Source organism: Herbiconiux ginsengi (assembly GCF_900107435.1).
Taxonomy (GTDB): domain Bacteria; phylum Actinomycetota; class Actinomycetes; order Actinomycetales; family Microbacteriaceae; genus Herbiconiux; species Herbiconiux ginsengi.
The window spans coordinates 23,155-49,413 of the sequence record NZ_FNPZ01000007.1; the positions used below are offsets into that span (position 1 = coordinate 23,155).

30 protein-coding genes and 1 tRNA gene are annotated in these 26,259 nt (G+C 68.4%); 10 read left to right on the forward strand and 21 right to left on the reverse strand.

Annotated elements, in window-relative coordinates; genetic code table 11:
* Positions 1-50: 50 nt before the first annotated feature.
* Both BLW00_RS20745 and BLW00_RS20750 read left to right on the forward strand, forming a co-directional pair.
* Positions 51-368, forward strand: coding sequence for a hypothetical protein (locus tag BLW00_RS20745; RefSeq protein WP_092557848.1), 318 nt, complete (start codon positions 51-53; stop codon positions 366-368).
* 63 nt (positions 369-431) lie between these two features.
* Positions 432-1,424 carry a DMT family transporter gene (locus tag BLW00_RS20750; RefSeq protein WP_092557850.1) on the forward strand — a complete coding sequence of 331 codons (993 nt, stop codon included), beginning with the start codon at positions 432-434 and terminating at the stop codon, positions 1,422-1,424.
* 3 nt (positions 1,425-1,427) lie between these two features.
* Here BLW00_RS20750 and BLW00_RS20755 read toward each other — a convergent pair whose 3' ends face one another.
* The 13 genes from BLW00_RS20755 to BLW00_RS20815 all read right to left on the reverse strand — a co-directional run bounded on the left by BLW00_RS20755 (position 1,428) and on the right by BLW00_RS20815 (position 13,320).
* Positions 1,428-4,091 (reverse strand): MGH1-like glycoside hydrolase domain-containing protein, encoded by a 2,664-nt coding sequence (locus BLW00_RS20755; RefSeq protein ID WP_092557852.1) that lies wholly within the window; start codon positions 4,089-4,091, stop codon positions 1,428-1,430.
* Between the two features lie 9 nt (positions 4,092-4,100).
* Complete coding sequence (gene sufU / locus BLW00_RS20760) at positions 4,101-4,538, reverse strand: Fe-S cluster assembly sulfur transfer protein SufU (RefSeq protein ID WP_092557854.1); 438 nt, start codon at positions 4,536-4,538, stop codon at positions 4,101-4,103.
* On the reverse strand, positions 4,538-5,851 hold the full coding sequence (locus BLW00_RS20765; protein ID WP_407650986.1) for a SufS family cysteine desulfurase: 1,314 nt from the start codon (positions 5,849-5,851) through the stop codon (positions 4,538-4,540). Before BLW00_RS20765 ends, sufU begins: the two co-directional genes overlap by 1 nt.
* A gap of 135 nt (positions 5,852-5,986) precedes the next feature.
* Positions 5,987-6,514 carry a hypothetical protein gene (locus tag BLW00_RS20770; RefSeq protein WP_092557856.1) on the reverse strand — a complete coding sequence of 176 codons (528 nt, stop codon included), beginning with the start codon at positions 6,512-6,514 and terminating at the stop codon, positions 5,987-5,989.
* 104 nt (positions 6,515-6,618) lie between these two features.
* A complete protein-coding gene (locus BLW00_RS20775; RefSeq protein ID WP_092557858.1) occupies positions 6,619-7,401 on the reverse strand; it encodes a carboxymuconolactone decarboxylase family protein in 783 nt (260 codons plus the stop codon).
* A 59-nt stretch (positions 7,402-7,460) separates the two neighbouring features.
* Positions 7,461-8,168, reverse strand: a complete 708-nt coding sequence (locus BLW00_RS20780; protein ID WP_092557860.1) for a GntR family transcriptional regulator — start codon at positions 8,166-8,168, stop codon at positions 7,461-7,463.
* Positions 8,169-8,215: 47 nt separating this feature from the next.
* Positions 8,216-9,139, reverse strand: coding sequence for an NAD(P)-dependent oxidoreductase (locus BLW00_RS20785; protein WP_092557862.1), 924 nt, complete (start codon positions 9,137-9,139; stop codon positions 8,216-8,218).
* On the reverse strand, positions 9,129-9,530 hold the full coding sequence (locus BLW00_RS20790) for a carboxymuconolactone decarboxylase family protein (RefSeq protein WP_175494499.1): 402 nt from the start codon (positions 9,528-9,530) through the stop codon (positions 9,129-9,131). Before BLW00_RS20790 ends, BLW00_RS20785 begins: the two co-directional genes overlap by 11 nt.
* Positions 9,527-9,934 carry a cupin domain-containing protein gene (locus tag BLW00_RS20795; RefSeq protein ID WP_092557864.1) on the reverse strand — a complete coding sequence of 136 codons (408 nt, stop codon included), beginning with the start codon at positions 9,932-9,934 and terminating at the stop codon, positions 9,527-9,529. The genes BLW00_RS20790 and BLW00_RS20795 overlap by 4 nt, the downstream gene beginning before the upstream one ends.
* Positions 9,931-10,833: an NAD(P)-dependent oxidoreductase gene (locus BLW00_RS20800; protein WP_092557866.1), complete on the reverse strand. Its 903-nt coding sequence runs from the start codon at positions 10,831-10,833 to the stop codon at positions 9,931-9,933. The genes BLW00_RS20795 and BLW00_RS20800 overlap by 4 nt, the downstream gene beginning before the upstream one ends.
* Positions 10,830-11,681 (reverse strand): SDR family NAD(P)-dependent oxidoreductase, encoded by an 852-nt coding sequence (locus tag BLW00_RS20805; RefSeq protein WP_092557868.1) that lies wholly within the window; start codon positions 11,679-11,681, stop codon positions 10,830-10,832. The genes BLW00_RS20800 and BLW00_RS20805 overlap by 4 nt, the downstream gene beginning before the upstream one ends.
* Positions 11,678-12,508: an N-acyl homoserine lactonase family protein gene (locus BLW00_RS20810; protein ID WP_139256832.1), complete on the reverse strand. Its 831-nt coding sequence runs from the start codon at positions 12,506-12,508 to the stop codon at positions 11,678-11,680. Before BLW00_RS20810 ends, BLW00_RS20805 begins: the two co-directional genes overlap by 4 nt.
* A 2-nt stretch (positions 12,509-12,510) precedes the next feature.
* On the reverse strand, positions 12,511-13,320 hold the full coding sequence (locus BLW00_RS20815; RefSeq protein WP_175494501.1) for an N-acyl homoserine lactonase family protein: 810 nt from the start codon (positions 13,318-13,320) through the stop codon (positions 12,511-12,513).
* A gap of 195 nt (positions 13,321-13,515) precedes the next feature.
* Here BLW00_RS20815 and BLW00_RS20820 point away from each other — a divergent pair, with 195 nt between their 5' ends.
* The 5 genes from BLW00_RS20820 to BLW00_RS20840 are packed head-to-tail and all read left to right on the forward strand — an operon-like array spanning position 13,516 to position 18,856.
* Positions 13,516-14,487 (forward strand): sugar ABC transporter substrate-binding protein, encoded by a 972-nt coding sequence (locus BLW00_RS20820; protein WP_092557872.1) that lies wholly within the window; start codon positions 13,516-13,518, stop codon positions 14,485-14,487.
* A 35-nt stretch (positions 14,488-14,522) separates the two neighbouring features.
* Positions 14,523-15,509, forward strand: a complete 987-nt coding sequence (locus tag BLW00_RS20825; RefSeq protein WP_092557874.1) for a sugar ABC transporter substrate-binding protein — start codon at positions 14,523-14,525, stop codon at positions 15,507-15,509.
* Between the two features lies 1 nt (position 15,510).
* The gene (locus BLW00_RS20830; RefSeq protein WP_092557876.1) at positions 15,511-17,088 is read left to right on the forward strand and encodes a sugar ABC transporter ATP-binding protein; all 1,578 of its coding nucleotides are present in this window, start codon (positions 15,511-15,513) and stop codon (positions 17,086-17,088) included.
* Entirely contained in the window at positions 17,085-18,110 is a 1,026-nt protein-coding gene (locus tag BLW00_RS20835; RefSeq protein ID WP_092557878.1) for an ABC transporter permease, read from the forward strand. The genes BLW00_RS20830 and BLW00_RS20835 overlap by 4 nt, the downstream gene beginning before the upstream one ends.
* Positions 18,111-18,127: 17 nt before the next feature.
* Entirely contained in the window at positions 18,128-18,856 is a 729-nt protein-coding gene (locus BLW00_RS20840; RefSeq protein WP_092557879.1) for an SDR family NAD(P)-dependent oxidoreductase, read from the forward strand.
* A gap of 89 nt (positions 18,857-18,945) precedes the next feature.
* On the opposite strand, the gene BLW00_RS20845 is transcribed toward BLW00_RS20840, so the two are convergent.
* Positions 18,946-19,815 (reverse strand): SDR family NAD(P)-dependent oxidoreductase, encoded by an 870-nt coding sequence (locus tag BLW00_RS20845; RefSeq protein WP_092557881.1) that lies wholly within the window; start codon positions 19,813-19,815, stop codon positions 18,946-18,948.
* A gap of 59 nt (positions 19,816-19,874) precedes the next feature.
* Between BLW00_RS20845 and BLW00_RS20850 the strand changes: the two genes are divergently transcribed.
* Positions 19,875-20,537: a TetR/AcrR family transcriptional regulator gene (locus tag BLW00_RS20850; RefSeq protein WP_092557883.1), complete on the forward strand. Its 663-nt coding sequence runs from the start codon at positions 19,875-19,877 to the stop codon at positions 20,535-20,537.
* 87 nt (positions 20,538-20,624) lie between these two features.
* Entirely contained in the window at positions 20,625-21,170 is a 546-nt protein-coding gene (locus BLW00_RS20855) for a Dps family protein (RefSeq protein WP_092557885.1), read from the forward strand.
* Positions 21,171-21,174: 4 nt separating this feature from the next.
* Here BLW00_RS20855 and BLW00_RS20860 read toward each other — a convergent pair whose 3' ends face one another.
* Positions 21,175-21,480 carry a helix-turn-helix domain-containing protein gene (locus tag BLW00_RS20860; protein WP_092557887.1) on the reverse strand — a complete coding sequence of 102 codons (306 nt, stop codon included), beginning with the start codon at positions 21,478-21,480 and terminating at the stop codon, positions 21,175-21,177.
* 187 nt (positions 21,481-21,667) lie between these two features.
* On the opposite strand from BLW00_RS20860, the gene BLW00_RS20865 reads away from it, so the two are divergent.
* A complete protein-coding gene (locus BLW00_RS20865) occupies positions 21,668-22,132 on the forward strand; it encodes a phage tail protein (RefSeq protein ID WP_092557889.1) in 465 nt (154 codons plus the stop codon).
* Positions 22,133-22,189: 57 nt separating this feature from the next.
* Here BLW00_RS20865 and BLW00_RS20870 read toward each other — a convergent pair.
* The 6 genes from BLW00_RS20870 to BLW00_RS20895 all read right to left on the reverse strand — a co-directional run bounded on the left by BLW00_RS20870 (position 22,190) and on the right by BLW00_RS20895 (position 26,242).
* Positions 22,190-22,263: transfer RNA gene (locus BLW00_RS20870), tRNA-Met, on the reverse strand.
* A gap of 80 nt (positions 22,264-22,343) precedes the next feature.
* Positions 22,344-22,514, reverse strand: coding sequence for an alpha/beta fold hydrolase (locus BLW00_RS20875; RefSeq protein ID WP_245741720.1), 171 nt, complete (start codon positions 22,512-22,514; stop codon positions 22,344-22,346).
* A 173-nt stretch (positions 22,515-22,687) separates the two neighbouring features.
* Positions 22,688-22,969 (reverse strand): hypothetical protein, encoded by a 282-nt coding sequence (locus BLW00_RS20880; protein ID WP_092557891.1) that lies wholly within the window; start codon positions 22,967-22,969, stop codon positions 22,688-22,690.
* Positions 22,970-22,992: 23 nt separating this feature from the next.
* Entirely contained in the window at positions 22,993-24,204 is a 1,212-nt protein-coding gene (locus BLW00_RS20885; RefSeq protein ID WP_092557893.1) for a cupin domain-containing protein, read from the reverse strand.
* A gap of 104 nt (positions 24,205-24,308) precedes the next feature.
* Positions 24,309-25,109 carry a family 1 encapsulin nanocompartment shell protein gene (locus BLW00_RS20890; RefSeq protein WP_092557895.1) on the reverse strand — a complete coding sequence of 267 codons (801 nt, stop codon included), beginning with the start codon at positions 25,107-25,109 and terminating at the stop codon, positions 24,309-24,311.
* Positions 25,106-26,242, reverse strand: a complete 1,137-nt coding sequence (locus BLW00_RS20895) for a Dyp-type peroxidase (RefSeq protein WP_092557897.1) — start codon at positions 26,240-26,242, stop codon at positions 25,106-25,108. Before BLW00_RS20895 ends, BLW00_RS20890 begins: the two co-directional genes overlap by 4 nt.
* Between the last annotated feature and the right edge of the window lie 17 nt (positions 26,243-26,259).

Consider the following 26,259-nt stretch of genomic DNA (forward strand, 5'->3'; position numbering starts at 1 on the left):
CAGGTAGGTGCCACACGAACGCGGTGGGGTGCTCGGAGACGAGGCGCACGATGGACGACGATCCGACGAAGGTCACCAACCAGCCCGCGCTCACGACCTCCACGGGGCGGATCTGGCTCATCCTGGGCGCAGTCATGGCCGCCATCGCGGTGGTGCTGCTCTGGGCGCTGCAGCAGGTGAATTCGACCGGAGTCGCGATCGTCGGCATCGTCGTGATCCTGCTGCTCTACGTGGCGATGGTGGAGGTGCGGCTGCTGGTGCACGGCGGGCGGCTGCGACTCATCCTGATGGCCGTCTGCTTCGGTGCCATCGCGGCCGTCGCGCTGGTGTGCGTCATGGTGATCGGGATGTCGCAGATCCCGAGCTGACCCCCGCTCGACAGCTAGCCATGCAGCCACGCGACGGCGTCGATCCGTGGCACACTGTCGCCCATGCTTCCTTATCTGGCGGTTCTGCTCGCCGCGGTCTGCTTCGGCACGACCGGCACCGCGCAGGCCTTCGGACCCTCCGACGCGTCCTCGGTCTCGATCGGGGCCGCCCGCATCCTGATCGGCGGTGCCGTGCTCGCCGCGGTCGCCCTGCTGCTCCGGATGCGGGGTCGTGCGCGTGCCGGCAGCCCCGCGCCCGCGATCCCCGGCCCGGGCGGGCGGCGCACGCCGTCGTGGCTGCTGCTCCTGATCGGCGCCGCGGGGGTGCTGGCCTATCAGCCCGCGTTCTTCCTCGGCACGAGCCAGAACGGGGTGGCCGTCGGCACCGTCGTGGCCCTCGGCTCGGCTCCCATCATCACGGGCCTCCTCGACTGGGCGCTGCACCGCCGCTTCCCGGGCGCGATCTGGCTCGTCGCCACGCTCGTGGCGACCCTCGGCGTGGTGCTGATCAGCGGCCTCATCGGCATCGGCAGCGGGACGGGCGCCGGCGGCGGGGGCGGTTCGGGCACCGGCGGAGCCGGCGCCCCCATCAGCTTTTCCGGTCTCCTCGCCTCGGTCGGCGCCGGCGCCTCCTACGCCGTCTACACCCTCGCCAGCAAGGCGCTGCTGGAGCGCGGCTGGACGCCCAGTTCCACCATGGGGTCCGTGTTCGGGCTCGCCGCAGCATTCAGCATCCCGCTGCTGCTCACCACCGACATCCGCTGGCTCGCCACCGCACCGGGGCTCGCGATGGCCCTCTGGCTCGGCCTCGTCACCACCGCCGTGGCCTATCTGCTCTTCGGCTGGGGCCTCGGGCGTCTGCGGGCCTCGACGGTCTCCACACTGACCCTCGCCGAGCCGCTCACCGCGACCCTCCTGGGCACCCTGGTGCTCGGCGAGGTGCTCTCGGGCGTGGCCGTGGCGGGTCTGATCGTGCTCGCCGCCGGCCTGGTCATCCTCGCCGTGCCCTGGCGCGGTCGGCGAAGCCCGGCGCCCGCGGTCAGCCCTTCCTCGTGAGCCTCAGCGCCGCTTCGTCACGATGAGGTGCGCCACCAGCGCCGTCCAGCCGGTCTGATGAGAGGCGCCGAGGCCTTGCCCGGTGTCGCCGTGGTAGAACTCGTAGAAGGTGATGTTGTCGCGCCAGCGCGGGTCGGTCGAGAGCAGCGGATAGCGCGCATCGGCCGGCCGCGGCGCCTCCGGGCCGCCCACGAAGAGCGAGATCAGGCGCCCGGAGAGGTCGTCGGCCACCTCGCCGAGCGTGTGCTGCACGCCCGACCCGGCCGGATACTCCACCCGGTGCGTCTCACCGAGGTTCGCGTTGTAGCCGCGCAGCGACTCGATGATCAGCACGTTGAGCGGAAACCACACCGGCCCACGCCAGTTCGAATTGCCGCCGAAGAGTGCGGATGTCGACTCCCCCGGTTCGTAGTCCACCACCGCCTCGACGCCGTCGACCTCCACCCGGAACGGATGATCGCGGTGCCAGGCCGAGATGCTCCGCACCCCGAACGGCGAGAGCATCCGCTCGGTGGAGAGCACGCCGGTCAGGATCTGCGTGAGGCGCTCCGGATCGACCAGCGCCATCAGACTCGACACCCGCTCGCCGCCCTGCCCGTCGGGGTCGACCCGGATGTGCACGTGCTTGCGGTAGGCCGGGTTGCGGTTGAGGAACGCCTGTCCGCGCTCGACGAACTCCTGCAGCCGCCCCATCTGGCCGCGGTCGAAGACCAGGGCGGCCGTCACCGGCACGAGCCCCACGAGCGAGCGCACCTTCATCGGCACCTCCCGGCCGTCGGCCAGGTGCAGCAGGTCGTAGTAGAACGCGTCGTCCTCGTCCCAGAGACCGGCGTCGTTGGCGGAGGCGGCGATCACGAGGAAGTGCTCGAAGAACTTCGTCGCCACGTCTTCGTAGGCGCGGTCGTGCATGGTGAGCAGGAGCGCCATGTCGAGCAGGTGCAGCGCGTAGGTCGCCATCCAGGCGGTGGAGTCGGCCTGCTCGAGCACACCCACCTCGGGCGGCAGGGTGGAGCGGTCGAGCGGCGCGATGTTGTCGAGGCCCATGAAGCCGCCCTCGAAGAGGTTGTTGTCGCCGTGGTCTTTGTTGTTCGTCCACCAGGTGAAGTTCATCAGCAGCTTGTGGAAGATGCGGCCGAGGAAGTGGTAGTCGCGGCCCCCGTCGATCTCGAAGACGCGCAACGCCGCCCAGGCCTCGATCGGCGGGTTGACGTCGCCGAAGTCCCACTCGTAGGCCGGCAGCTGGCCGTTCGGATGCATGTACCACTCGCGCAGGATGAGGATCAGCTGCGCCTTCGCGTACTCCGGATCGATGTGCGCCAGGGTCACGCAGTGGAAGGCGAGGTCCCAGGCCGCGAACCACGGGTACTCCCAGGGGTCGGGCATGAGGATGACGTCGTGGCTGGAGAGGTGCCGCCAGTCGCCGTTGCGCACGGCCTGCCGGCCCGGCGGGGGCGGCGGTGCGGTGGGGTCGCCGGCGAGCCAGCGCCGCACGTCGAAGTGGAAGAACTGCTTCGACCAGAGCAGCCCGGCGAAGGCCTGCCGCGCCACCCGCCGCTCTTCCGGAGCGCTGGTGGCCGGGATGACCTCGGCGTAGAACTCGTCGGCCTCCGCCTCGCGGGCGGCGAGCACCTCGTCGAAGTCGGCGAACGCGGTCGCCGCGGGAGGCGCATCCTGAGCTCTGGACAGGCGCAACCGGAGCTCGCGCCGGCCCCCGGCCGGAACGGTGAGCGTCTCGTGGAAGGCGGCCTTCGTGCCGCGCAGCTCCGGGTTCACGGTCGCCGCCCCCGCGACCACGTGATCGTTGATGCCGTCTTTCGGGTACGGCGTGGTGTTCGGCTCGCCGAAGAGCAACTCGCGGTTGGTCTCGTTCTCGCAGAACAGGGCTTCGACTCCCGGAGCTGAGCTGCGGTCGATGCGCAGCACCAGGTCGTCGCCGTCGGGGCGGGCGGCGAGCAGGGTGTCGACACCGTCGCCTCCGCCGCTGCGGTCTCCGGATGCGCGGATCACGGGCTTGGCGGGCGGCTCGAGATCCCAGTCCCACACGTTCCGGAACCACAGACTCGGCAGCACGTGGATGCTCGCGGTCTCGGGCCCGGCGTTCTCCACCGTGACGCGCATGAGCAGGTCGTGCGGGCCGGCCTTCGCGTAGTCGACCGTCACCACCCAGTACCGGCCGTCGTCGAAGACACCGGTGTCGACGAGTTCGAACTCCGTCTCCTCCTTCGAGCGGCCGGCGTTGGCCTCGATCAGCTGCTCATAGGGGAAGGCGGCCTGCGGGTAGTGGTAGCGCCAGCGCTGCCAGGAGTGCGAAGGGGTGGCGTCGAGGTACCACCAGTACTCCTTGACGTCTTCGCCATGGTTGCCCTCGGGGCCGGAGAGGCCGAACATCCGCTCCTTGAGGATCGGATCGACGCCGTTCCACAGCGCGAGGCCGAGGCACCAGCTCTGCTGGTCGTCGCTGAAGCCGGCCATGCCGTCCTCGTTCCAGCGATAGGTGCGGGACCGGGCGTGGTCGTGCGGGAAGAAGCGCCAGGCGTCGCCGTCGGCGCTGTAGTCCTCGCGGACGGTTCCCCAGGCGCGCTCGGCCAGGTAGGGGCCCCAGTCGCGCCAGCCGCCGGCCTCCGCGTCGGCGATCCGCCGTCGTTCGGCACCGGAGGATGGGGTCATGCTGCGATCCTATGGTCGCAATGCGTCCTCGAACGCCACCCAGGGCAGCATGGCGCACTTGATGCGCGTGATGTAGCGCGAGACGCCGCCCAGGGCCACGGCGTCGCCGAGCAGGTCCTCGTCGCCCTCGATCGCGCCCTTCGACTGCATCAGCTCGCGGAACGCGCCGATCCGGGCGCTCACCTCGTCGTCGCTGAGGTCGTGCACCAGGTCGCTGAGGAGCGACGCCGACGCGGTCGAAATCGAGCAGCCCTGCCCTTCCCAGCTGATCGAGGCGACCGATCCGTCGGCCCCGCGGTGCACCTGCAGCGTCACCTCGTCACCGCAGGTGGGGTTGATCTGGTGCGAGGAGCCGTCGGCGGCGGCCTGCAACCCGAAGCCGTGCTTCTGCTTCGAGTGGTCGAGGATGACCGCCTGGTACATGCTCTGCAGTTCGCTGGAGACCATCACGCCACCCCGAAGAATCCGCGGGAGTCGGCCACGGCGGCGATCGCCGCGTCGACCTCGGCCGCCGTGTTGTAGAGGTAGGTGCTCGCCCGTGTGGTGGAGGTGACGCCGTAGCGTCGGTGCACCGGCTGCGCGCAGTGGTGGCCCACCCGCACGGCGATCCCGCGGTCGTCGAGGAACTGGCCGACATCGTGCGAGTGGATGCCGTCGACCACGAAGCTGGCGAGCCCCACCCGTTCGACGCCGTCACCGGGCGCCGGACCCAGCACCCTGACTCCAGGAACGGCGCTGAGGCCCTCGTAGAGGCGGTGGCCGAGCTCGGCCTCCCAGCCGGCGATCCGGTCCATGCCGATCCCACCGAGATAGTCGACGGCGGCGGCGAGGGCGATCGCCTGCGAGACCCGCTGGGTGCCGGCCTCGAAGCGCATCGGCGCGGGCAGGAACTCCGACTCGGTGAGCCCGACGGTCGTGATCATCGACCCGCCGGTGAGGAAGGGCGGCAGCGCGTTCAGCAGCTCCGAGCGCCCGTAGAGCACGCCGACCCCGGTGGGCGCGAGCATCTTGTGCCCCGAGAACACGGCGAAGTCGACGTCCAGGGCGGCGAGGTCGAGCGGCAGGTGCGGCGCCGACTGGCAGGCGTCGAGCACGACGAGCGCGCCCACCTCGTGGGCGAGCGCGACGAGCACGGCCACGGGGTTGACGGCGCCGAGCACATTCGAGACGTGGGCGAAGGCCACGACGCGCGTGCGCGGGTTGATGATCTCGGCGGCCTGGTCGAGCCGGAGGCGCCCCTCGTCGTCGAGACCGATGTGCCGGAGCGTGGCCCCGGTGCGGAAGGCCAACTCCTGCCACGGGACGAGGTTGGCGTGGTGCTCCAGCTCGGTCACCACGATCTCGTCGCCCGCGCCCAGCCGGAAGCGTTCGGCAGCCGCGCCTCCACGCCCGAGCGAGGCGTTCGACATCCCGTAGGCGACGAGGTTGATTCCCTCGGTGGCGTTCGACGTCCAGACGATCTCGTCGTCGGCCACGCCCACGAAGCGGGCGACGGCGGAGCGGGCGTCTTCGAAGAGTTCGGTGGCCTCCCCGGCGAGGGTGTGCGCGCCGCGGTGCACGGCCGCGTTGTTGAACTCGTAGTAGGAGCGCTCGACGTCGATGACGCGCTGCGGTTTCTGCGAGGTGGCGCCCGAGTCGAGATAGACCAGCGGATGCCCGTTCACCGTGCGCGAGAGGATCGGGAAGTCGGCGCGGATGCGTTCCACGTCGGCCTCGCCCAGGGTCGCGGTGGTGGTCGGGTGGTTCAGATCGATCGTCACAAGAGCCTCGGTACCTGGGGAGTCGTCGGGTAGGCCGGCCGCCGAAGCGGGCGCAGCCACACCTCTATTGCACCATCTATAAGAGCGGCGTGGGCGGGATCATTCCGAAAAGACAGGGAGCCGACATCCGGAGACCTAGAGCAGGCCCGCCCGATCGGGCACCTGCAGGTGCAGTTCACGCAGCCAGCCGGCCGGATCGGGCCACGCCCGGCCCGTGGGCAGGGCGCCGAGCATCCGCTGCACCGCGGCCGTCGCGGCCTCGACCGGCAGCACCCGGCTCGGCGCGATGGCGGCGAGCACGCCAAGCCACCACTGGCTCTCTGCCTCGTCGATGCCTTCGGGGTCGAGCACCAGGTAGTAGTCGGGCAGCACCGATTCACCGGCCGCGAAGGCGGTGAGGGCGGACTCGGTCTCGACCCGCAGCAGGGAGAGCGTCGACGGGTCATCGTAGAAGCCGCGCCAGGCGGCGGCCACGGCGGCCAACGGATCGAGGTCGTGCACGAGGAACGGACGGCTCGCCGCGCCGAGCACCTCGCGGAGCGTCGGAGCGCCCTGCTCGGTGAGCCGCAGCGCCTGCACATTCGGTAGTCGCCCGAGTTCGCGCAGGATCACATCCGTGACGCTGCCGACCACGACCACGACGGTGCTTCCCGGAGAGCGCATGCCTTCAGCCTAGAACGGTTCAGTTCTGCAAACGTGGCGCGCATCGAGCCGCAGAGAGCGTCGGTCGCCACGACGTTTGCAGAACTGAACGGTCAGCGCACCCCTCAGGGCGCCGCCGAATCTCCCGCGCCCGCCGAGAGCGCAGCGGCCTCCTCGAGCAGGATGGGCGCAGCGGTGGTCACCGCGTGGATGCCGAGAGTCGAGGCGATCTCCATCACCTCGAGGATCTCCTGCGCCGTCGCCCCGTAGCCGATCGCGTTCTCGATGTGCAGCTTCAGGCCCTTCACGTAGAGGTGGGTGGCCGCCGTGTCGAAGGCGATGTAGATGAGCTCCTTCACCTTCGGCTCGAGGGTTCCGGTGCGCCAGGGCACCGAGGAGAAGTCGGTGTACGCCGCGAAGAGCTCGGGGTCGAGTTCGAGCATCTCGTCCCAGAAGGCGTGCCAGTAGCCGCGGGTGCGGGTGAAGTCGGCCTTGACCTCTTCCTGGTAGTCGCTGAGCTCGGCGGGGCCGGTGCGCATCCCCTTCTCCTCCAGCACCTGCACGAGAATGGGCACGCCGATGTTCATCGCGTGGATGCCGAGAGTGGCGGTGCATTCCAGCACCTCCATGATCTCCTGCTTCGTCGCCCCGGCCGCGAGAGCCGCCTTGATGTGCTGGCGGATGCCGGGCACGTAGAGATGCGTCGCGGCCGCGTCGACCGCGATGTACATGAACTCCTTGGTCTTGGTGTCGAGGTGATTCTTGCGCCACGGCACCGCCGAGAACTCGAGATACGACTTGAGGAATCCGGGATCGAGCTGGAGGATCGCCTCCCACGAATCACCCCAGGTGCCGCGCACCTCGATGAACTCCTTCTTCAACTGCTCTTGCTCAGCACTGAGTGCCATGGTCTTCTCCTTCGAATGATCTGTGACAGACAGGGGAAGACCGTACGACCGTGCGGCAGCTACTCCGCTTCCGATTCACGCAGACTGTGCAGGGCGGTGACGGATGCCTTCCGCACGTGCTCCGCACACAGCCGGGACGCCTTCTCGGCATCCCTGTCGGCGATCGCGGCGACCACGGCGCGGAGCTCCCGCACCACCTCGAGCGAACGGCCGGCCTCCGACAGCGAGGTCGCCCGCAGCACCTGCACGCGCGCCTGAATGCCCTCCAGCAGTTGCTGCAGCGCCGCACTCCGCGCTCCCGCGATCAGGACGGTGTAGAACTTGTCCTTCGCGGCGAGGATCTCGCGGATGTCGTGCGAGTTGTCAGAGACCACGGCGAGGTCGTCGATGGTGGCACGGAGCCGCTCGATCTCCTCATCCGTCGCCCGCTCCACGAACCGCTGCGTCACGAGCGACTCGAGCGACGCCCGCACCTCGTAGAGGTCGACCGCGTCGGCGAGCGAGGGCGCACTGACCATCGCACCGCGCTGCGGCACCACCGTCACGAGCCCCTCGGAAGTCAGCTCGCGCAGGGCCTCGCGGATGGTGGTGCGCGACACGCCGAGCTGCTCGATGAGCTCCCGCTCCACCAGGCGCTGACCCGGCTTCAGCTGGAAGTCGAGGATCGCCTGCCGGAGGGCGGAGATCACCTGCTCGCGCAGCGGCGCCGACACCCGACCCATGGGCTCGGCCGTCCAGGAAGCAGCGAGGGAATTCGTGGAAACCATGTCACCTACCGGTCTGCAATTGAACTACGGTCATACGATCTTGAATTCTACTGCTCGATGGCGCCTCCCTCGGCCGTTCGCACCCATTCGGCGATCCGCGTGTGATCGGCGGTGGGCTCGAGATCATCGGCGGCCTTCGCCCAGAGGCCCACGGCGTCGGCGCCGAGCACGCTCGGCCGGCCGACCTGCTCGCCGAGCTGCACGGCGATGCGCATGTCCTTGAGCATCAGTCGCAGTCCGAACCCCGAATCGAAGGTGCCGGGGAAGATGAAGTTCGGATACTTGTTCTCGGTCGATCCACTGCGTCCACTCGAGGAGTTGAAGACCTCGAGCATGGTCGCCGGGTCGAGCCCGAAGCGTTCGCCGACCTCCATGGCCTCGGCCGTGATCCACAGGTGGGTGGCCGAGAGCAGGTTGTTCAGCGCCTTGATGGCGTGCCCGGCGCCGATCCCGCCGACCCGCACGACGCGGCCCATCGGCGCCAGCACCGCGGCCGCCTCGTCGACGTCGGCCGGCTCGCCGCCCACCATGATGGTGAGGCTGCCTTTGACCGCGCCGACGACCCCGCCGGAGACCGGCGCGTCGACCAGACGGATGCCCGTCTCCGCCAGCTGGGCGGCCAGGGCCCGCGTGCGCAGCGGCTCGGAGGAGCTCATGTCGATCACCAGCGAGTCCGGCGCGAGCAACGAGGCGATGTCGCCGACCACCGCGGCCACGATGTTCGAATCCGGCAGCATGAGGATGACGACCCCGCTGCGCGCCGCCACCTCGCGAGCCGTCTCGACGGCGCTGGCTCCGGCCGCGGCTGCCCGCGCCCGGGCATCCGGAGACAGGTCCGACGCCACGACCGTGTGACCCGCGGCCACCAGGTTGGTGACCATCGGCACACCCATGTTGCCCAGGCCTATGAACCCGACCGTCACCGCTCCGGCCCGCTCCGTGCCGGTCTGCACCCTGCCGTCACTCGGCATTGTGGTGCTCCTTCACGACGCGGTCGGCGATCCGGAACGACTCCAGCGCTGCCGGCACCCCGACGTAGATCGCGGTCTGCAGCAGCACCTCCTGGATCTCGCCGTCGGTCGCTCCGTTGTTCAGCGCCCCGCGCACGTGCACGGCGAGCTCGTGCGACCGGTTCAGCGCCGTCAGCATCGCGATGTTGATGAGGCTCCGGGTCTTGCGCGGCAATCCGTCGCTGGTCCACACGATGCCCCAGCAGTACTCGGTGACGAGCTCCTGGATCGGTCGCGAGAACTCGCTCGTGGCACCCAGCGACGCATCGACGTGGGCGGCCCCGAGAACCTCGCGGCGCACGTTCAAACCCTCCTCGAACGTGTCCTGATGGCTGTCGTTCCTGTCGATCATTGTTCGCTCCCCTCGGAGTCGCGGGACGGTTCGTATTCGTGGTCGGCCACCGGATGCTCCCAGCTCGTCGTGCCGAGCGAGATGGCGGTGTGCGAGAGGAAGGAGTCGGGCGCGGCGCCGTGCCAGTGCCGCTCCCCTGGCGGAACCCAGACGGTGTCGCCCGCCCGCAGCACCTCGATCGGGCCGCCCTCGCTCTGCACCAGGCCGCGGCCGGCGAGCACCTGCAGGATCTGCCCGTTCTCGTGGCTGTGCCAGTGCGTGCGCGCGCCGGGGGTGAACACGACCGTGTTGATCGTGACGCCGTCGGTCTGCGCCATCGTGACGTAGGGGAAGGCGGTCCCGGTGAACTGCGACCCGGGCTTGCCGGCGGTGCCGGCCTGCTCCTCGGGGGTGATGTGGATCATGCGTCCGTCCCTTCGTGCAGCCGGATGCCGCCGGAGACGTCGCCGATGGCATCCACCACGGTGTTGCTGATCTCGTCGGCGTAACCGAGCGCGCGGGCGAGGCCGAAGCTGGCGACAGGCCCCGAGGAGTTGAGGCTGGCGACGCCGAGCTGACCGAGCAGCTCGACGTAGAGCGTCACGTCTTTCAGCATCAGCGTGTTCGTGAGGCCGCCCTTGAGGTAGTCGCCGTGGATGATCTTCGGAAAGCGGTTCACCGTGGCGAAGTTCGTGCCCGAGCTCTTGTTGAACACGTCGAGCACGGTCTCGAGGTCGAGCCCGGCTTTCTTCGCCGCCACCATCACCTCCGCCGTGGCCGAGAGCGCAATGGCGTTGAGGAAGTTGTTGAGCAGTTTCGTGGTGTGCCCGGCGCCCGACTCGCCGACGTGGAACACGTTCGTGGCGAACAAGGCGAGCACGGGTTGCACCCGTTCGAGCGCGTCGGATTCGCCGCCGACCATCAGCGTCAGCTGCCCCTTCTCGGCGGCGGCCGCTCCCCCGGAGATGCCGGCATCGAGATAGGCGACGCCCCGCTCGGCGAAGCGGGCATGCAGCCCGCGCGTCGAAGCGGGCGCCGAGGTGCTGAGATCCACCACGATCTGGCCCTCGCGCACCTGGGCGAGCACCCCGTCGTCACCCAGTGTGACCGCCTCGACCACCCGGCTGTCGGGCAGCGAGAGCAGGATGACGTCACTGCCGGCCACGAGGTCGGCGACGGATGCCGCGGCCTCCGCTCCGGCGGCGCCGATGTTCTCGGTCTTCGCGTCGTAGCCGAGCACCGTTCGCCCCGTGTCGACGATGCAGCGGGTCATCCGCCCGCCCATGTTGCCGAGTCCGATGAACCCGACCCTGTCCTGTGTCACTGCTGTTCCTTCGTCTCGGTTCCATAGAAGACGCGGTCGTGTTCTGCCGCGTCCCACGCTCCGGCGCCGCCCGAGGGCCGCACCGTGTTCACCACGGTGGCGCCGCCGTCGGCCGACACGATCTGACCGGTGACGTAGGCGGCGTCGTCGCTGAGCAAGAACGCGGCGACGGCCGCGATCTCGTCTGCGGTGCCCGCACGCCGCAGCGGCGTCGTCGACGCCCGCGACTCCATGTCGTTCTTGCCGCCGGTGGTGGTCGCGGCGGCAGCGAAGAGCTCCGTCGGCACGATGCCCGGAGCGACCGCGTTGACCCGGATACCGAGCGGCCCGCCGTACACGGCCGCACCGTGCACCAAGCCGTTCACACCGTGCTTCGACGTCTGATACGCGAGCAGATCGGCGCTGCCGGTGAGCCCCGCGATCGACGCGGTCACCACCACCGCGCCCGTCGACTGCTGCACGGCGTAGCGGCGGAACGCCGCCCGGAGTCCGAGGAACTGCCCGCGCACGTTCACCGCCATGACGCGGTCGAACTCCTCCACCGTGAGGTCGGGGATGGGCGTGAAGGTGCCGAACACGCCGGCGTTCAGATGATGCAGGTCGATGCGCCCGAACCGGTCGACGGCCGCCGCGACATAGGCGTCGACATCCGTCTCGCTCGAGACATCCGCCCGCACACCGATCGACTCGGTCGGCAGCCCACGGGCCACGGCAGCCGCCGCGTCGCCGTCGATGTCGACCACCACGACGTTCGCCCCCTCGCCCGCCAGCCGGGTGGCGGATGCCCGCCCCAACCCGTTGGCCGCGCCGGTCACCACGGCCACCCGGCCGTCGAACCGCCCGCTCACCGGTTCACCATCGCCGGCTCGCCGATGGTCACGACCAGTTCGGAGTCGCTGCGCCCGATCGCGCGGAACCGGTCGAGCGTCGCCGGGTCGTGCCCGGCCACCAGGTGCTCGACCTCACCGGTCTCGAGCATCCCCCGGATGCGATCGAATCCGGCGTACATCGCGACCAATTCGGCCACCGAGCTGAACGGCATGTCCTTCTCGAACTCCTCGTAGTAGTGGATGGCGTCGCTTGCGAGCAGCACCACTCCGGCTGCCGTCGGCACCCGCACGACGCTCTGCCCCGGGGTGTGCCCACCGATCTCGATCATCTCGATGCCGGGCGCGATCTCGATCCGCTCGTCGAACGCGGTCACCCGCCCGGCGTCGACCGCCGCGAAGAGTTCGGCCAACTCGACGTCTTCGACCGAGTGGTGGAACTGCACGCGCTGCGCGTGCCGGCTCGACCAGAACTCGAGCTCCCTGCGCGCGATGACCACGGGCGACTCGCGGAAATGCGCGAGATTGCCGATGTGGTCGTAGTGCGCGTGGGTGATGAGCACGAGCGGCGCGTTCTCGGGATGCACACCGAGGGAGGCGAAGAGCTCCGGCGGGTCCATCAGCAGCGTGCGGCCCCGGCTCTCGCCGCCGGCAACGGAGTATCCGGTGTCGACCACGATCTCCACGCCCTCGCCGCGCACCAGCCAGACGAAGTAGTCCATCCGGATGTCGTCGTCGGGCTCGTGGTAGAGCGCGTGGTTGAGGTACACCTCGCTGCGGCGCCCCACGCGGGTGCCGTAGCGGGCGATCGACACCTCGTACTGCGGCATCGTCTCGTCGGGGGCCATCGTCAGGCCAGCACGGTCGCGACGGCCGCCGCGGCATCGGGCGCCGCAGGGAACTTGGCGCGCACCCGGGCGTCATGGCCCGGGATGATCGTGGCACCGGTCTCGCGCGCCAGACGGTTGATGAAGCTGAGCCCATTCTTCATCTCGTCGAGGTCGGTGAAGGCGAAGAACGGCCACTCGTGCTCGATCTGCTCGTAGAAGTGGGCGGCGTCGACGGTGAGGATGAGGGAACCGTCGGCGGTCTGCACGCGGGTGAGGAGTTCGCCCGGGCAGTGCCCGCCGATCGGGTACACGGTGACGCCCGGGAAGACCTCGGTCTCCTCGCTCACGAGCGTCAGCCGGCCCTCCGCGTCCGCCTGTTCGATCACCGCGAGATCCTCGGCGGTGGTGAACTCGCCCTCCAGGGCGTCGGCGACCTTCTTGGCGAACCAATAGTCGTATTCGGCCTGCCCCGACACCACCCGGGCGTTCGTGAAGAGCCCGAGGTAGCCGATGTGGTCGTAGTGGAAGTGGCTGGTGATCACCAGATCGACGTCGGCCGGGTCGATGCCCACCAGGGCCAGGCCCTCCGGGGTCGGCGTGACGCTGATCTCGCCCAGCCAGTCGCGCTTCGGGATGTCGTAGCCGGTGTCGACCAGGATGATCGATTCGCCCTGGCGCAGTATCCAGAAGTTGTAATCCATGTCGAGGTCGCCGTCGGGCACCCCGTACTGCTCGAAATCGTGGAAGACGTCGCTCATCCGGACGACCCGTTCGCCGTATTTCACTTGCCAGATGGACAGTGTCGGCGAGATCTCGGGCGGTGTGGACATGGTCGAAACTCCTTCGTTTTGCACCATTCGGTAGTTGCTTGTCTGACTATAGGATTGTCATACGAAATTCGTCAAGCTCTTGACACTGCGCTAACTTACCCTCGTACAATGCCAATTATTGTCATACAGTCACACATATCACCATGACAATGTCCCTTCCATTCACAGTCAACGAACGACGAAAGTGCGAACGCAATGAAGCGATTGGCAATGGCGGCCCTCACGGCCGCGGCGGCTGTGCTGCTCACAGCCTGTTCGAGCGGAGCACCGGCGGAGAACACCTCCTCGGGCTCGGCGGAAGGCGAGACCCTCGGGGTCGTCGCGTACATCGGTACCAACGCGATCAACCTCCAGGCCATCCGAGGAGCGACGGAAGTCGCCGAGAAGGCCGGGTGGACGGTCAACGTCACGGACACTCAGGGTAACGCCGACCAGGCGAACGCCGCGATCACGAGTTACGCGACGCAGGGCGTCGGCGGCATCCTGGTGCTCGTCTATCCGGCCACCGCTCTCGGCGCCGGCCTCGCCTCGGCGCAGGCCGCCGACGTCCCCGTAGCCATCTGGGGCGGTGGACTCGCCGATGGCGTCATCGCCACCACCAGCAACGAAGCCGTGGGCGCGGCATCGGCCAAGGCGCTCGTGGAGTCGATGGGCGACGAGGGCGACCTGCTCGCACTCACCTTCCACCCGGGAAAGCTCTGCCTCGACCATCAGACCGAGTTCGACAACGCGGTGAAGAAGGTGCCGGGCCTGAACATCACGTACAACGAGGTGGTCGTGCCGGGTCAGCAGACCTCCGCGGCGAACTTCACCACCGCCTGGCTCGCCAACCACCCGGCCGGCCAGGGCAACTACGGCATCTGGACCTGCTGGGACGAGCCGATGGAGGGCATCATCTCCGCCCTCGACCAGGCCGGGCGAACCGATGTGAAGACCTTCAGCACCAACGGCAGCGCGCCGGGCATCCTCGACGTGCAGGCCGGCAAGGTCACCTCGGTGGTCTGGCAGCCCTCCGAAGACGAGGGCGCCGCACTCATGCAGGCCATCCTCGACTGGCACGCCGACTCCACCGACTGGGAGCCGCAGACCATCAAGATCGACGGCGTCGTCGTCGACTCGTCCAACGTCGAGGAATTCATCTCCGAACACCCTGACGCCATCAAGTAAGTCCTGCAGTCCCCCCACACAGAGAGGTGTGAACGATGAAGAAGAAGTTTGCCCTGATCGCACTCGCGACAACGGCCGTACTGTCGCTCGCGGCGTGCAGTACGTCATCCGGAACAGCATCCACCGACGGCGCCGACGGCGGTGACGGCGCCCAGAAGACACTGGGCATCGTCGCTCTCGTCGCCACCGACGCCCTGAACGCCGCCGTCATCACCGGCGCGACGGATGCCGCGGAGGCGGCCGGCTGGAAGGTCACCGTCACCGACACCCAGGGCTCGCCCGACAAGGCGAACGCGGCGATGACCGCGTTCTCCACCACGCAGAAGGTGGATGCGATTCTCGTCTCGGCCTTCGCCTCCTCCTCGATCGGCGCCGGCCTCCAGTCGGCGATCGCCGCAGGGGTTCCGGTGGTCAGCTGGGGCGGTGAACTGGTCGACGGCATCGTCGCCACCACGAGTGCGCTCAAGGTGGGCGAGGACTCCGTCGACGCGATGCTCGCCGACTTCGGCGACCAGGGCGACGTGCTCGCCCTGACTTATCACACCGGCGTGCTCTGCCTCTATCGCGGCATGGCCTTCGACGAGGCGATGGGCAAGGAGTCGGGAATCACCGTCGTGAGCAACGAGGTGGCCATCCCCGGCCAGGTCGAAGACGGCACCGCCTTCACGGCCGCCTGGCTCGCCAGCCACCCGGCCGGCGGCAAGCCGCTCGCCGTGTGGGGCGCGTGGGACGAACCGGGCATGGGCGCCATCGCGGCCCTCAAGCAGGCCGGGCGCGACGACGTGAAGGTCTACTCGATCAACGGCAGCCCCGCCGCCCTGCAAGCCGTCAAAGACGGCACGATGACGCAGATCATCTGGCAGGACGGCTACACCGAGGGCCAGGAGCTGTTCCAGGCGGTGCTCGACTCCGAAGCGGCCGGTGACTCCTGGGAGTCGAAGACGATCGACGTGCCGGGTGTGCTCGTCGACTCCTCCACCATCGACCAGTTCCTGACCGACCACCCGGATGCGCTGAGCTGACATGACGACGACCGACGACGCCTGGTTGCAGATCCATGGCCTCAGCAAGCAGTTCGGCGGGGCGCACGCCCTGCGTGACGTCGACGTCGACATCCACTCCGGCGAGGTGCACGGACTGGTCGGCGCGAACGGCGCCGGCAAGTCCACCCTCATCCGCTGCCTCGCCGGGGTGACCGCACCCGATTCGGGAACCATCACGCTCGCGGGCGAGGAGATCTCGATCTCCTCGCCCCGCGACGCGGAGAAGGCGGGGCTCGCCTTCATCCACCAGGAACTCAACCTGGTGCCGCACTTCACGGCCATCGAGAACATCCTGCTCGGGGCGCCCAAGGAGAAGCGCCTCGGCATGATCGACTGGAAGCGGTCGCGGCGCCTCGCCCGCGAGGCCGCCGACCGCATCGGTGTGGGCTTCTCGCTCGACCGCCGCGTCGACGAGCTGAGCGTGGCCGAGCAGTGGCTCGTGATGATCAGCAAGGCCTTGGTGCGGAACTCCTCGATGATCGCGATGGACGAACCGACCGCATCCCTCTCCGACCAGGAGAGCAACCATCTCTTCCGCGTGACGCGCGATCTGGCGGCCTCCGGCGTGGCCATCCTCTACGTGTCGCACCGTCTCGACGAGGTGCTCGAGCTCTCCGACCGGATCACGGTCTTCCGCGACGGCCGGGTCACCGACCGGGCCGTGCGCGGCCAGCTCGACAAGGCCGGCCTGATCCGCGCGATCGTGGGGCAGGACGTCGAGAAGCCGTCACGGGAACGCCATTCCGGTGTCGACCGCTCGGCGACCGCCCTGTTCAGCGCCCGCAACGTCGCCGGAGCACCGCGGGTGCGCGACGTCTCGTTCGAGCTCTACCGGGGCGAGGTGCTCGGCATCGGTGGGCTCGTCGGCGCCGGGCGCTCGGAGCTCGCCAAGCTGGCCTTCGGCGCCGGCAAGCTCGACGGCGGCGAGTTCCAGCTCGCGGGAAAGACCCTCAAGCCGGGCTCCATCCCGCGCGCCGTCGCCAGCGGGGTCGGTCTGGTTCCCGAGGAGCGGCGATCCGAGGGCCTGATGCTCGACAAGTCCGTGGCCTACAACATGAACATCGCCGTGCTGAAGCAATTGCGCAGCGTGCCGAGCCTCCCGTTCGTGTCGGGCGGCAAGTCGCGCGCCCGCGCCCAGCGCCTGATCGAGCAGCTCAGCATCAAGACGCCGTCGCCGGCGCAGACCATCGGCAGCCTCTCCGGCGGCAACCAGCAGAAGGCGCTGATCGCGCGGTGGCTCACCCCCGACGTGAAGGTGCTGTTCTTCGACGAACCCTCGCGCGGTGTCGACATCGGAGCCCGGCACGAGATCCACGAGGCGATCCGCTCGCTCGCCGCCGACGGCATCGGAACGATCGTGATCTCCTCCGACGTGGAGGAGCTCGCGGTGCTCTGCGACCGCATCGTCGTGATGTGCGAGGGCGTCGTGAGCGGCGAGCTCGTCGGCGACGAGATCTCCGAGAAACGGATCATCGAGCTGAGCTACGCCCACCTGCAACCCGCCGGCTCCCCTGAACATCCTTCCACCCCTGACCCTCTCGAAGGAGACGTCGCATGAGCACCACCGTCGCCCCCGCCGGACCGGCGCAGTCCGTTCCGCCCGCCGACCAGAAGCAGAGGAAGAGCTCCAAGCGCGTCGCTCTGGTGATCCTGTCGCGGTACGGCACGCTGATCGGGCTCGGCCTCATGATCATCGGGTTCACGATCAAGGCACCCACCACGTTCCTGACGCTGCCGAACTTCCTCAACATCCTCAACCAGTCCTCGCTCACCGCGATCATCGCGGCCGGCCTCACGATGACCCTGGTGGTGGGCGAGTTCGATCTGTCGATCGGGTATGTCGCGAGCTTCGCGGGGCTGCTCGTGGTCGGCTTCATCGCCCGCGACGGGATGCCGGTGCTCGTCGGCGTGCCGCTGGTGCTGCTCATCGGAGCGGTGATCGGCGCCACCAACGGCATCCTCGTGACGAAAGTGCGAATAAACGCGGTGATCGCCACGCTCGGCGTGGGCACCGTGCTGGTGGGGCTCGGCTTCGCCTACAGCGCCTTCCCGATCGCGGCGGGCGTTCCGCAGGAGTTCATCCAGATCGCGCTCTCGCGTCTCATCTTCGGCGTGCCGAACCCGATCTTCATCATGCTGATCGTGCTCGCCATCCTCTGGGTGGTGCTCAACAAGACCGACCTCGGGCAGAAGATGCAGGCCGTGGGAGGCAACATCGAAGCGGCACGGCTCTCGGGCATCCGGGTCGACCGGGTGAAGATCTTCGCCTTCGCCACCGCCGGCGTGTGCGCGGCCATCACCGGCACCCTGCTCTCTTCAACTCTCGGCAGCGGAACCCTCGCCGCCGCCGACGGCTACCTGCTCGACGCCTTCGCCGCAGTCTTCCTCGGGTCGGCCACCCTGCGCGACGGCGAGTTCCACATCGTCGGCACGCTGGTGGGTGTGCTCATCATCGCGGTCGGCTTCAACGGTCTCAGCATCTTCGGAGCACCGACCTGGTTCCAGCCGATCTTCAAGGGCGCGATCCTCATCCTCGCGGTCGGCCTCTCCACGCTCGCCCGTCGCTACGCCAAGGAATAACGAAAGGAATCACCACCATGGATCGACTCGCCGACAAGGTCGCGATCATCACCGGAGCCGCTCGTGGACAGGGCCGCGCGATGGCCGAGCTGTTCGTCAAGGAAGGCGCGACCGTGGTCGCCGCCGACGTGCTCGAACCCGCCGACCCGCAGGGCTCCGGCGCCGGCATCGACTTCGCGACGATGGATGTCACGAAGGAGGCCGAGTGGGACCGCGTCGTCACGGAGACCGTGCAGAAGTACGGCAAGCTCGACATCCTCGTCAACAACGCCGCGATCATCACCTACGAGCCCATCCTCGACACCACGCCGGAGATCTGGGACCGCATCATGGATGTCGACCTGAAGGCGCTGTACCTCGGGATGCGAGCAGCGCTCCCCCACCTGATCGCCACCGGCAACGGCGCCATCGTCAACGTGTCGTCGATCTGGGGGCTGGCCGCCGTGCCGAGCGCTCATGCCTACCACGCGGCCAAGGGCGCCATCCTCAACATGACCAAGAACGTGGCCGCGGCGCACGGGCCCGACGGGGTGCGCGCCAACTCGCTGCACCCGGGGTACATCCTGTCGCCGATGAACGAGGACCAGGCCGACGACATCAACGCCGCGCTCATCGCCGGCACGCTGCTGAAGCGCCCGGGGGTACCCGCGGAGACTGCAGCGGCCGTGCTGTTCCTGGCCAGCGACGAGGCCAGCTACATCACCGGCACCTCGCTCGTGGTCGACGGCGGGTATCTGGCGCCGTAGCGACGCTCTGGCCGGCATAATGCACGGAATGCGTGCGACCGACGCCGTATGGCGCACCACTCTCACGCATTCCGTGCATTATGCGGTCGTTACGCCGCGTCGGGCGGGAACTCCACGGGGAAGGGTTCCGCGAAGTCGGCCGAGCGGCTCACGGCACGCCACTCCTCGTCCTCCGCGAGCAGTCGCCGATCCTGCGCGATCGACATCTCGGCCGCGTTGACACCGAGCGGCAGGTGGTAGGGCACGTTCTGCCGCTTGGCGACCTGCACCAGGATCTTCGCGGCACGGTCGGGGTCGCCCGCCGGGCCCTCGGTGCTCTGCCGCACCCGGGCGTTCATGGCGCCGACCGTCTGCTCGTAACCCTCGCCGGGTTCGTGCACCGTCATCGACGAGCCGGCCCAGTCGGTGGCGAAACCGCTCGGCTCCACCACGAGAACGCGGATGCCGAAGGGCGCGGTCTCGGTCCGCAGCACCCGGCTGAAGCCGTCGATGGCGAATTTCGCCGCCTGGTAGGAGGCGATTCCGGGTGAGCCGCCGACGCGGCCGCCGACGGAGGAGAACTGCATGATGAGCCCCCCGCCCTGCGCACGGAGAACGGGGATCGCCGCCTTCGAGACGTTGTAGACACCCCAGAAGTTGGTCTCGAACTGGGCGCGGAAGTCGTCGTCGGGCGTGTGCTCGATCGGCGAGACGTTCGCGTAGCCGGCGTTGTTGACGATGACGTCGAGCCGGCCGAAGCGCGCGACCCCTTCGGCGATGGCCGTGCGCGCCTGCTCGGGGTCGGTGACGTCGAGCGCCACGGGGAGGATGCGCTGGCCGTACCGCTCGACGAACTCGGTGAGCTGCTCCGGGCGGCGCGCGGTGGCGACCACGCGGTCGCCGCCCTCGAGCGCGGCGGAGACGAGGGAGCGGCCGAAGCCGCGGGAGGAACCGGTGATGAACCATATCTGTTCTGACATGACAGGTAGTACAACACTGTTTTGCTATTAATGCAACCCGGTTGCGCTATGCTGGAAGCATGACCACGACCGGCGCCGATTTCCAGCGCGCACGTAGTGCCGACGCGAAGCTGCAGCGCGAGGTGGCGATCCTGGATGCCGCCCGCCGATTGGGCGCCGCGCGCGGCATCCGCACCGTCACCCTCACCGACATCGCCGAGGCCGTCGGCATGCACAAGTCGGCCCTGCTGCGGTATTTCGAGACCCGCGAGCAGATCTTCCTGCGACTGACGGCGCAGGATTGGCGCGAGTGGGGGCCCGCTCTCCGCGCGTCGCTCGAAGCCTCTGCCGACACATCGCCGGCCGGCGTCGCCCAGACCGTGGCGGCCTCCCTCGCGGCACGGCCGATGTTCTGCGACCTGCTCGCTCAGGCGCCCCTCAACCTCGAGCGCAACGTCTCGCTCGACTCGGTGCGGGAGTTCAAGCTCGTGACGCTCGAGGAGGTGTCAGCGCTCTCGGAGGTGCTGCGGCGCATCCGGCCCGGCCTCACCGTCGAGCAGTCGATCGATCTGATCGCCGCGGCCACCTCGCTCTCCGGCGCGTACTGGCAGATGGCGACGCCCGGGCCCGCGGTCGAGCAGCTCTACCGCAGCGATCCCCGCCTCGCCCACGCGGTGGTCGACGTCGAACCTCGTGTCGCCCGCACGCTGGCGGCCATGCTCGAAGGGTTCGCACGGCACTGAGACGCGGCCGCACAGCTCCAGATCGATGACCGGGGCATCCCCTGTCAATCCCCTGCCGCCGGCCGCCCGGAGGCGTAGACAGGAAGCATGACCACGACAATCGACCGCACCGCCAAGGCCCCCTCCGACGCCGGAGCGAAGACCACGCGCCGGCAGAACGCCGAGCGCGGCTTCACAGCCTCCAAGCAGCTCACCGACAACCTCCAGAAGGTGCTCGCCGACCTGATCGAACTCCACCTGCAGGGCAAGCAGGCGCATTGGAACGTGGTGGGCAAGAACTTCCGCGACCTGCATCTGCAACTCGACGAGATCATCGACGCGGCCCGTGAATTCAGCGACGTCGTGGCGGAGCGCCTCCGCGCACTGCACGCGGTCCCCGACGGCCGCAGCGACACCGTCGCCGCCACCACGACGCTCCCCGAGTACCCGAACGGCGAGGTGGACACCGCCGTGACGGTCGATCTCATCACGGTGCGCCTGGAAGCCGTCGTCGGCACGATGCGCGATGGGCACGACGAGGTCGACGACGCCGATCCGACGAGCGCCGACATCCTGCACGGCATCATCGAGAAGCTGGAGCAGTACGCCTGGATGGTGAGCGCCGAGAATCGCTCGCCCGCCAAGCAGCGCTAGGCCGTTACGACGCGGTTCCTGTGCCGCGCGCTCGAATGAGGTCGGCGACCGTGATCCGGTGCGCTCGATCGGGCAGCATGTCGGCGGTCAAACCGTCGACCAGCACCGCCGGATTGAGATTCAAGGCGTCGGCTATGCGCAGGATCGTGACGAAGGTGGGGTTGCTCTCACCGCGCTCGACACGCCCGATGTTCGTGAAATGCACTCCGGAGAGCTCGGCGAGATCCCACTGGCTGATCGCGAAGCGCTGCCGTTCATCGCGGACGCGCTCACCGAGCACGCGCGCGGCTTCGGATCGGACAGAGCTCACACCACATGTCTAACCGCCTGCTGCGCGTGCAGCCAGAGCGTGTAAGCGTCTATCATCTGCGCTTGTAGCATAAATGCTTCGTGATCGACGCGCCCGCGATCGAGCAGCTTTCGAGAAGGGCCGGAAGTCGGCGAACAGTACATTGGATCCGTAGCCGCACTCGCGGAACGGGAAAGGACTGCCGACCATGTCGTACGCCGTGGACTTCACCACCGTCTCACCGATCGGCCTGGAGTCGTCTCCGGTCGTCGACGCCCTCGCCGGACTGCGCGCGAACGAGGCGCGCTATTTCAAGAACAAGTACGACCACGTGTTCACGGTCGTTCCGGCAAGCGAAGCCACGGAGATCATCGACTGGGTGCACGACATCCTCAAAGACGAACGCGACATCGTCATCGCCTCCCCTCCTCTGGAGGCGACGGAGTTCGAGGTCGAGGGCGTGCGGTGGGCCTACGTGTTCTACGAGAGCGGGCTCTCTATCAACGTGCTCTACTCGCTCGATGACGCCGGCAAGCGCGCGGTGGGATTCAAGCTCTCCGACGGCATGGAGATTCCCGAGGAACTCGCCTCGCGATTCAAGTTCGCGCGCCAGAAATCGAAGCTGGCCGGCACCATCCGCGGTTCGTACTTCACCATCAAGAACGCGCATTGACGGGCGCCCGGCCCAACAGAAAAGGCCCCGCCTGACGGCGGAGCCTTTTCTTTCTTGTTGCGGGGACAGGATTTGAACCTGCGACCTCTGGGTTATGAGCCCAGCGAGCTACCGAACTGCTCCACCCCGCGACACCGACCGCGTGCGGCCGCCCGACAATGCTACCCCACGACGCGGGTCCGCTCGGCTCGGCCGCCCGCCCCGACGCGAACTATTGCTGGATGAAGGTGAGGAGGTCGGGGTGGATGACGTCGGCATGGGTGGTCAGCATGCCGTGCGGGTAACCCTCATAGATCTTCAACACCGAATTGGCCAACAGCTCATGCTGCTTCACCGACGCATCCTTGTAAGGCACGACCTGGTCGTCATCACCCTGGGGCACCAGAGCCTCATCTGCGCCCGGACGACGATCGGTATTCGCGCTCCTCGATGAGGTGAGGACCACCTCCACGCCAATCCCGACCCCCGAGCGGTGGTTCAGATCGCCCGGCGGGTGCCGGCGCGACCGGCGCACCGGGCGCGCTCACCGTGAGGTCACGCCTCTCGCGCCGCTGGTCATTCCTTGCCCTGCAGGTAGTCCGCGTGGGTGAAGAGCCGTCGGAGGTCGAGCACGGTCTGCTCGTCGACGTCTTTGTGCCGCGGCTTCGTGAGCACGATCCGGTCGTCGCCGAGCTTCACCACGAACTTGCCGTCGTGCTCCTCGCGCACCTCGGCGACCTCTTCGAGAAGCGAGATCACGTCGTGCCACTCCAGGTTGTGGGTGGTGGGATGCCGAGCGATGTGCTCGAGGGTCGTGCGGTGGTGGTGCGAGAGCTGTCCGTGAATCGACTCGTCCATGGCTGTGTTCCTTTCGTTCGTGCTCAGCGGAGCGGGGTGATGCCCTGAGTTCCGCGCGGGAACGTAGCGAGCACTTCTTCAGGGATGTTGAGGTGGGCCGACACCAGCGAAGGCGGCACGTGGCCCAGCCAATTGGCGAGGGAGACCTCCTCGTACTTGTCGGCCTTGAACACCTCGAGGAACTGCAGCACGTCGTCACCGGTGTTCTCGACGTAGTGGCCGTAGTTCTTCTTCACCACGCCCACGTCGCCGGCGCGGAAGTCGGTGGTGTTGGCGTGCGGCCCGGTGTTGAACACCGTCATCCGTGCGGAGCCGCGCAAGTAGTACTGCCACTCGTCGGCATTCGGATGCCAGTGCAGCTCGCGCATCGAACCGGGCTCGACGGTCACGAGTGCAGCCGCGACGGTGCTCGAGAGCGGGAAGTTGGTGCTGTCTGCGATGCGGATGCTGCCGCCGGAGTTCTGGTGCAGCGGCTCGGAACGGGAGAGCCGGAAGATGATCGGCTCGGCGGCGCCCCAGGTGACGCCGGCGTCGCTCTGGTCCTTCTCGAGCTCACCGGGCACCTCGCCCGGGAAGATCCAGAGGTTGTGCAGCGGGATGTCGGCGAAGGTCTCCTGCGCGACCCCGAAGTTCTTCGCCAGCACCTCCGGCGGGGTGTGGGCGAACCAGTCGGTGAGCAGCAGGGTGTTGCTCTCCGACTGCTCGCCGTCGTCGAAGGCGAGCACGAACTCGGCTCCGTCGGGTCCGAGCCCCTGCAGCGAGTGCGGGGTTCCGGCCGGGAAGAACCAGAGGTCGCCCTCCTCGACGTCTTCGACGCTCGGCAGGCCCGCCCGGCTGAGCGTCGTGACACGGCAGCGACCGCGCGTCATCACCGCCCACTCGGCGGTCTGGTGCCAGTGCAGTTCCCGGATGCCACCGGCCTCGAGGTACATGTTCACGCCGGCGATCTCGTCGGAGATCGCGAAGTCGGAGCTGGTGAGCTCGCGTGCCCACCCGCCGCGCTGCACGCGCCTCGGCGAGATGTTGAACGATGACCAGAAGAACGCCTGGGTGCTGATGTCGGTCGGCGGAGCGTCGATCTGGTTCGGGAACTGGCTCGCGATGACCGGGTTCTGCGGGCCGGTCATCACGGTGGCCGCCGGGTCGTCGACCGTGTTCACTTCGCCCTCCTGGGGCAGATCCGGGTTCCCGAGCGTCGGAGTCTCGTGGTGTGGTGCGGTCTCGGGTGATTCCATGGCGTCTCCTCGGAACAGGGTGTGCTTCGATGACACCGCATCGGCCGGTTCAGCACAACGACAATTGTCTGAGACTCTCCCGTCGTCCGTCCGATGCGATGGCGCTAACGGATGACGGCCGCGGCCTCCGGGGTGGCGACGCGGAAGCTGAGGGTCTCCTCGAGATAGAGCGTGACCGATTCGCTCGAGTGCGAGGCGTATCCGAGGGAGATGTCCTGCCCGCATTCCAGAACGAAGTCGCCCCCGCGGAGGCTGACGACGACGGCACCCTCGATCCCGGGCACCCACTCCACCGGGCCGTCGAGGATCTTGCGGAGGTGGGTCAGCAACGGGCTCCCGCCCGCGTCGTTCCCGCCCACGGTGTTGATCCAGGTGTCCGAGTCCAGCGCGACGCCATAGGGTCCTTCGATGCCGGCACGCTTGAGCTGCTCCGTGGCCGCGGCCACCTGCTGTGCGAAGCGATGCACGTCACTGTCGCGCGGAGTCGCCGCGTTCGGCGTGGCCGGGATGATACCGCTGAAGCCGACTGCGTCCCATCCGTTGAAGACAGCGGAGTTCTCGGTCGTCGCCAGACGTGCGGCGGCCTCGTCGAGGGGACTGAGATCGACGTCGATCGCGCCGCGTGCGGCGGCGTCGAGCTCGGAACGGGCGAGGGAGAATTCGGCCCGCACCTCGACCAGCGGAAGCACGGCTCGCGTGCGTGCGATGACGGCCTCGGCCGGAGTGGAGACGACGCCGCCGACCCGCCCCAGCGAAGTGGCGGAGTGCTCCCAGCCGAGCGGGCCGGTGAAATCGACGAGCTTCCTTGCCCCGAGCATGGGCACGAGTCGGGTGCGTGCTTCGTCGTCCAGCATGGTCCAGGTGTCGGTGGTGACCGGGGCCAGTTCCCGGAAGAGGTGGTTCATCGTTCGTCTCCGCTCTGTTGAGGTGTGGTGGGCGTGCGGCGCAGGCCGCCGAGGCCGAGGGATCCCGTGCCGGCTTCGGGCGGATCCGATTCGTCGGACGGCGGCGAGGCCTCGGGGGTGCTCGACACCGGCCGTGTCGCCGGCGCCGGCGGTGGCGGTGGCGGTGGCGAACCCAGGTTCGAGAGCGCCTCGGCGGACGGGGCGAAGAACACCGTCCCGGTTACGGCCTCGCTGAAATCGAGGAGCCGGTCGTGCAGGCCGGGCGGATCGCCGATGAACATGCGTTCGAGCATCCGCTCGATCACCCAGAGCTCTCTCGAGTAGCCGATGAAGTACGTTCCGAAGGTCGCCGTGCCGGGACTCCCGAACGGCATGTTGTCGCGCAGGATGTCGTGCTCGACCCCGGCGTCGTCGACGATGGTCGCGAGGGTCTTGTGCGCCTTCTGCCCGGAATCCGCGTCGTCGAGTTCGACGTTGTCGGCCTTCCGGCGCCCGATGATGGCTTCCTGCTGTTCCGTCGTGAGAGCTTGCCAGGAGGCCAGTGGATGCAGATACTTCTGCACGACGACGTAGCTGCCGCCCGCCGCCGCGAGGTCCTCTTCCCCGACGAGCGTCGACTCCGGGAGGTGGTCGCCGACGGGATTCGCGGTGCCGTCCACGAAGCCGAGGAGGTCGCGGGTGTCGAGGTAGCGGAAGCCGATCGTCTCGTCCTCCACGGCCACGGCTTCGCCCAGCGCTTCCAGCAGCAGGCGCTCGAACTCGTAGCGGAGATCCTGACGGTCGGAGCGGATGTGGAACAGCAGGTCGCCGGGGGTCGACGGCGCGGTATGCCGAGCGCCCGCGATGGTCGTGAACTCGTGGAGTTCCCGCGGAAGCGGCAGTCCCGCGAGGCCGGGCCAGATCGCGGCGCCGATTCCGACGGTGCAAGTGAACGACGCTCCGAGGTCCCGGAAGCCGACGGTCTTGACAAGGCCGTCCACGTCACTGAGCACCGAACGCACCGCGTCGAGCGAGTCGGAGCCGGGTGCCACGGTCAGCACGAGGAAGACGGCGTGGCGGGTCAGGGGCGCATCGATCGTCTGCGGCTCGATCGGCACCCGGCCGTCGCTGCTCCTGTTTCCCAGATCAGCCATGTGTCCTCCCTTTCGGA